This is a genomic window from Variovorax sp. PDC80 (genome assembly GCF_900115375.1).
Lineage (GTDB): Bacteria > Pseudomonadota > Gammaproteobacteria > Burkholderiales > Burkholderiaceae_C > Variovorax.
In genome coordinates this window covers 1-2475 of sequence record NZ_FOWG01000034.1, presented here as the reverse complement: position 1 = coordinate 2475, position 2475 = coordinate 1, and the positions used below count along the sequence as shown (strand labels likewise).

1 protein-coding gene is annotated in these 2475 nt (G+C 68.2%); it reads right to left on the bottom strand.

Annotated features, from left to right (window positions below; genetic code table 11):
- A partial coding sequence (locus BM109_RS40520; RefSeq protein ID WP_177239592.1) for an RHS repeat protein occupies positions 1–2098 on the bottom strand: 2098 nt, incomplete at its 3' end.
- Positions 2099–2475: the final 377 nt, after the last annotated feature.

Here is a 2475-nt window from a genome sequence, read left to right as displayed (position 1 = left end):
TCGGATCCACCCCCAGGTTCACATCCGCCCCATTGAGCAACGGCGTCACATCGATCGCATTGGCCAGCCGCGACACGCTCAGCACCCGCGAGGCCCCGTCATACGTCGTCTGCGTCACATACCCCAGCGCATCTACCTGCCACGCCAGGCGCCCCGCGTTGTCATAGAAGCGCCAGACCTTCTGGTCCTGCGCCACCTGCCCCGGCCGCAGCGCCGTGAGACTGGTCGTCGTGTTCGTCGCACTCCACGCCGTGGTCGGCAGATTCGCCCCATCCACCAGCGCTGCCAGCTTCGCCGTCGTGAGCTTCGTCGCATAGGCCACCGTCTGGCGCAACTGCCCATTGGCGTTGTAGACGTACTCCACCAACGCCCCCGTCGCGTCGATGTCCGCGATCTTGCGACCCGCCGCGTCGTACAGCATCCACCGGCGCACCCCCGTCGGGTCCTGCGTCATCAGCAGGTTGCCGTCCTTGTCGTAGGCGTACTTGGTGGCACCCAGCACACCCGTGCCAGCGCTTTGCTGCGTCACGCTCACCAGCCGGCCCGCCTTGTCGTAAGCCGAGACGCTCACCAACCCGCCAGCCACGGTCACCGTGGTCTTGCCGCCCGCATCGTCGTAGCTCGTGACCGTGGTGTTGGCCGTGGTCCCCCCGTCCAGCGAGGGCGCGCTGACCGACAGCACCCGGCCCAGCCCGTCGTAGACATAGGTCGTGGTGCCCCCGCCAGTCGGCTCGATGGTCTTGAGCAGCCAGCCGTGCTGGTCATAGACGTACTGGGTCTTGGCCGCGGTGGCTGCGACGCCCGCTCCCGTCGCGTCGACATCGCCGTAGACGGTGGCGCTGCTCAGCGCGCCACGCGCGTCATAGACACGGTCGGTACGCTCGGTGCGCCGCAGGTCTTGGGCCTGGGCACCGGCCCAGGTGGTCATCTGCGCTTCCGTGGGCACGGCACCTGCCGCCAGCGCCGAGACGTTGTAGCCGCCGCCCGTGTAGCGCACGGTCGTAACTGCCTGTCCGTAGCTGTCGTAGCGGTGCTCGGTGACGTCTCCCTGCGGGCTCAGCACGAAGCGCAGCAGCCGGGGGTTGCTTTGCGCGTAGACGTAGCGGGTGATCTCCGGCAGCGAGGCCGGCTGGCTGAAGGCGCCGCGGCTGACGGCCGCGTCGGCGTAGAAGGTCTCGGTCAGCAGCTGGTTCGCTGCGTTGTAGCTGCGGGTATGGAGATTCCCCGCGGAGTCGGTCTCCTTCAGCAGGTTGCCGTTGGCGTCGTACTCGTAGGCGACCTCGCGGCCTTCCCCGTCGGTCATGCCCGTGACGTTGCCCGCGGCATCGTAGCGGTAGCTGATCTGCGACAGGCCCGACGGGTTGGCTGCGGTGACGCCCTGGCGCATCTGCAGCAGCTGGCCCTGGGCGTCGCCGCTCCCTGCATACAGGTAGGTGCTCTGCGCGCCCAGCGGGTCGGTGACGGTGGTGGTGCCCGTGGCGGTGTCGTAGGCGAAGCGGGTGACTTGGCCAAGGGCGTCGGTGACCGTGGCGACCTTGTAGCTGCCACCGGCCAGCACGTAGGTGAAGGCCAGGCTGGTGCCGTCGCTCTGCGTGACCGAGGCCACGCGCTTGCTGGTGCCGTCGTAGCCGTAGGTGGTGACGTAGGTCTTGCCGTCGGCCACGGCGTTGTCCTCGGGGCTGAGGTCGACGGTGACCGTGCTCAGGCGCCGGGCGCTGTCGTAGGCGTAGCGCACCCGGGTGGTGGTCGCGCCGCCGGTGGCCACCGTGCGGATCTGCGTGAGGTTGTTGCCGGCGTCGTAGTCGAAGAAAGTGGTCTCGCCGTTGGCGTCCACCATGCTCTGCAGCAGGCCGCTGGTGCTGTTGTACGCGTAGGTGATGGTGTTGCCGGCCAGATCGACCACCGTCATCAGCCGGCCCGCTCCGGTGCTCTCGTAGCGCTCCACCAGGCCGGTGGCGCCGTCGGTCCAGACGTAGCGGGATGTGGCCGCGTCGTAGCCGATGGTGTCGAAGGCACCGGAACCCGCGGAGCTGACATACAGGCTGCGGCTGGCGTTCCAGGTGTAGGTGGCGCTCGCACCGTCTCGATCAGTGCGCACCAGCGTGCTGCCGGCGGTCCCCACCGTGCCCGTGAGCACCATCCGCTGGCCGAAGGCGCCCATCAGCCAGTTGTCGGCGTTCGGGTCGAGCGTGCTGTCGTTCAGCAACCCCTGGCTGTTATAGGTGCGCACCACCCCGATGTCCGCGCCGCGGCCCACCAGCTTGTCGTCGAGGTCTTGCAACACCAGGTTGCCGTTCGCAACGTTGACGTACGCCAACTCCCCGTTGCGCCCCTGCACTGCCGTCCCCGACGTCCCGCGCTGTCCCAGCACACCCAGCGACGTCAGACTCAGTCCCAGGCTATTGCCACTGACGATTGCAACCATCTCGCACACCTCGACGCTTCATCCGAACCGCCGGTATGGCAGCCAACGCG